The sequence below is a fragment of the Chromobacterium sp. FG89 genome, assembly GCF_057808735.1.
In genome coordinates, this window is sequence record NZ_JBMDIQ010000055.1 from 1 (window position 1) to 3,743 (window position 3,743).

3 protein-coding genes are annotated in these 3,743 nt (G+C 56.7%); all 3 read right to left on the reverse strand.

The features are described from left to right. Positions 1 to 175 precede the first annotated feature (175 nt). Positions 176 to 1,882 (reverse strand): hypothetical protein, encoded by a 1,707-nt coding sequence (locus tag ACODRW_RS24140; protein WP_488906898.1) that lies wholly within the window; start codon positions 1,880 to 1,882, stop codon positions 176 to 178. 166 nt (positions 1,883 to 2,048) lie between these two features. Next, positions 2,049 to 2,354 carry an H-NS histone family protein gene (locus ACODRW_RS24145; protein ID WP_048414938.1) on the reverse strand — a complete coding sequence of 102 codons (306 nt, stop codon included), beginning with the start codon at positions 2,352 to 2,354 and terminating at the stop codon, positions 2,049 to 2,051. A 102-nt stretch (positions 2,355 to 2,456) separates the two neighbouring features. After that, positions 2,457 to 3,494, reverse strand: coding sequence for a CAF17-like 4Fe-4S cluster assembly/insertion protein YgfZ (gene ygfZ, locus ACODRW_RS24150; protein ID WP_488906899.1), 1,038 nt, complete (start codon positions 3,492 to 3,494; stop codon positions 2,457 to 2,459). Positions 3,495 to 3,743 lie beyond the last annotated feature (249 nt).

Consider the following 3,743-nt stretch of genomic DNA (forward strand, 5'->3'; position numbering starts at 1 on the left):
CCTTTTGCGAGAAAAACCTCAACAAAAGCGGGCCTCACCGGACAAACCATTGATGCGGCAAACAATATCCGAAAAGGGTATTTGCCGACACGCCTCAACCGCCCCGCCGAACCATGAAAAACGGGCCGAAGCTAAGCTTCGGCCCGTCCTCAATCTCACCTTTAATGATGGAAAGTCACGGCATAACCGGCAGCTTCTCCAAAGCCTGGACCAATTCCACCTCGATCAAGCACCAATCGCTGCCCTTATCCATCACCTTGCCCAGGGAGAGTTGGAAATGCTTGCCCTTGGCCGTCATGTAGAACTCCTTGCCCAACACATATAAGGATAACGGCAGCAATAAGGCGTTCACTACCTTGCCCGAGCGCTGGCATGGCACGAACAAGGCGATATGCCCGGCCAGCCAGACCTGTTCAGGCGGCAGCGTGGGATCGATCAGCCTCACATCGGTTGGCCGCAGCGAAGCCGCCACTGGCCTTCTACTCAGGGTTTCAACCCCGAGGTAGATCTGATCCGCCGAATTACGCTTCACTCGGCGCACCACGCCCAAACTCCAGCCATCCACCGATTTCTCGCGAAAACCGATCAAGGCGCCCAGGCCCACCCATTCGTTCCCCATCGCCCCCAAAGTCACACCCAGCCCGGTTTGGCTGACGTTGTCGACTTCCCAGCGCGAAAACTCTTCTTTTGTCGGCTGAGAAACAGCCTCCCCGCCCAAGGCAAGCCCAGGCATCGGCGCGCCCTTGTCTCGCTTCCTGGTGGTAACGAAGCCATAAATACGGATATTGGCCGCATCATCGAAATTACCGTCTTCCAGCGCGCCCGTTTGCTTGGCCTCGTCCACGACCCGAATCAAACGGTGCAGCACGGGCAGGCGATACGCCACTTCTATGCTCTGCCCGGAAACGGGCACCCGCTCCGCCCTTTCAAAACGCATTTGCTGGGGGGCCCACTCGCGCATCAAAGCGCGCAAGGTATTGGCGTCTATGCCCGGCTCCATCATGCGTTTAATTTCAGGCGGCACTCTGCCGGCGTCCAATACAATGCTCCAGCCGTGTAGGATTTCGACCAGATCCGTTGTCCCCCAGTAGCGCGCGGCTTCGTCCACCAGGCCGCCCGACGCTCTTGCCGCGGGATGCGGTCCTTTTAAAGAGACCACAAAACTCGAATGTTCCGCGCAAGCCCGGGTTAATGACATACGGTTGCTAAGCACCTGCAGCAATTGATAGGCGAAGTGCAATTGCCTGGCGCTGAGATTGCCCCCGGTCAACACGGCGAGCATATGCAAGATGAGGAATTGATCCTGAACCGTCGTCGCAGGCTGGCCATCGCCGAACAGAAACACCGGCACGGAATCGCAACCATGATGCTCGGCGAACCAATATAGCTGGTTGACCCCCAGCCAAAACGCCTCTTCCGGATTAAAGCTTCGAACCCAATGCCAACGCGCATGCTCGCCAAGATAGAACATCATCCGCGACAGCACGATGGGCAGCAGCGTCAGCACCTTGGCGCCTTCAACGGAATCGGCGTCGACCGTCAGCACATGCTGATAACTATCGATGAAGCATTTGCCGTACGCCAGTATCTGGCTTCGCAATTGCGCTTCCAGCGCCTTGGGCATGCGCGTATTCAACAAGTATTGCGCACAGAGGTTTTCGTGCAGCGACTCAGTCTCTTGATTGAGCGCCAGCAGCGCTTCGACGCGATCCACCGAGATATTGTGCCAATCCAACTCCAATGGCGACAGCAAGGCCACCACGCGCTCATGCGCGGCCGCCCCATGCTCCTTCTTCAAAGCCGCCACGAACTCCCTGGCCGCTTCCGCGCTGGCCAACGGGTCGGAGCGACCTTTAGCCCCTCTTGAAAAAAAATCCAGCATAGCCGCCCACTCTCAAGACAATGTCAGCACATTTCAATCACTACGCGAAACAGCTTGAACGCTACATCCATTTATAGCAAGCCGCAAGCCGGCCCGCTGGCCGTCGGACAAAGAAAAAGCGCCCATGACAGGCGCTTTCGAAATTCATTGCAAACCCGCAGTTTGCTTAGATAGCCAGAGCGTCCAGGGCTTTGCCGCTGGAGATCCACTCTTGTACCCACACCGGCTTACGGCCGCGGCCGGTCCAAGTCAGCTCCGGGCTGGCCGGGTGACGATACTTGGCTTCCACCGGCTTGCGCACGCCGCCGGTTTTGCCCAGCACTTCTTCCACGCTCAGACCATAAGCGCGAGCAAGTTCAATGATTTGTTTCTTGGCTTTGGACTTTTCTTCGCTTTCGCGGCGCTTGATTTCAGCTTCGACATCGGCGCGCAGAGCCACCAGCTGAGTAAAATCCAATTTCGACAGTTCCATTAGCATGTTCCCAAATATATTGTAAGAGTAGTGGTGCGTTACAGATGATAATGTAGCCAAGCCTTTCCACTCAAGTCAAGGAAACAAAACAGAAATTATCAATTAATTCTCAGCTCCCTCATTCAAGGAATAGGGCAGCTCAAGTTGTTGAAGCCTTATTGTGTACGCCTCGTCAGCGTAAATACCTTCTTCCCAGGCTTGAAATTGAACCACGGCCAAGCCTTCATATTGATCCGGCGCCACTTGGCAAACCGCAGCCACCATGCCAATCGACTGCCCCGCCACGGACGGGCTATAGAGTTTGGCGCCGATGGCGAGCGGCTGTTTAAATGCCACTTTGAACATGCGGCGCTTCATTTTCCCCAAATACTGCGATCTGGCGACGATTTCCTGCCCCGGGTAGCAGCCTTTCTTAAAGCTTACCCCGCCAATCAATTCCATATTCGCCATTTGCGGCACAAACTGCTCCTGAGTCGCTAGACTGACCCAAGGGATGCCCGCGTCAATATCCCGCCAGTCCCAAACGCTGGAGGACACCAGGCTCGCCGCCTCCGTCAGCCTTGCGCCAAGCTGCTCTGCGCCGGCCTCATCCACCGCCAGCACCCAGCCCGCCCCGGGCAGGCCTATCAACAGACCCAACTCCACTCGAATCATTTCACGCGGCCCAACGCTTGCAGCCAATGCCGGCTCAATGGCCAGCGTATTCAGCGCCGTCGCGCCCGCAAGGCCAATCAAGGTCAAATTATCCGCGATGGATACCTTCACCTTGGAGCGCAAGACAAACATGCTCAGGCGCTTGGCCACGTATTCGGCCAGATCCGCCGACACCGCCAGGCAATAAACGCCGTCGCTCCGCCAAACCAGGAAGCTGGCCAGCATTCGCCCTTTGGCTGAAGAGTAACTGCTGTACTGGGCACGGCTTTCGTCCGACAACTCCCGCACATCGCTGGAAAGCTGCCCTTGCAAAAAGGCCTCCGCGTCCTCTCCCGCCACCTGGATGATTTTATGCTTATCCAGAACCGATATTGCGGCGCCTGCGCGCAAAGACTCCAACTGCCGCAAATGAACATTCATTTCCGCCGCATCTTTATTTGCCCGCTCTGCGCGCGCATCCAGCCTGAGCTTACCGTCCAGATTCATTTAACCCACCTCAAAAACGCGGCTATTCCCGCATTGTCAACAAACGAAATTTTAACGCGCCGCCGCCTCCCTTCGCCAGCGGTGAATTGCGGGCGTCAACGCCGCGTCCAAGCCGCCCGACAGACGCAAGCGATTTTCAGCCGCGCAAGTGTTGACAGCCCGACAGGCTGAAGCTATAGTTCGCCCTCACTCAAATCCCTGATAGCTCAGTTGGTAGAGCGACGGACTGTTAATCCGCAGGTCGCAGGT

Coding starts and splice junctions, on each gene's coding strand:
- ACODRW_RS24140 (WP_488906898.1), bottom strand. CDS start 1,882: ATGCTGGATTTTTTTTCAAGAGGGGCTAAAGGTCGCTCCGACCCGTTG.
- ACODRW_RS24145 (WP_048414938.1), bottom strand. CDS start 2,354: ATGGAACTGTCGAAATTGGATTTTACTCAGCTGGTGGCTCTGCGCGCC.
- ygfZ (WP_488906899.1), bottom strand. CDS start 3,494: ATGAATCTGGACGGTAAGCTCAGGCTGGATGCGCGCGCAGAGCGGGCA.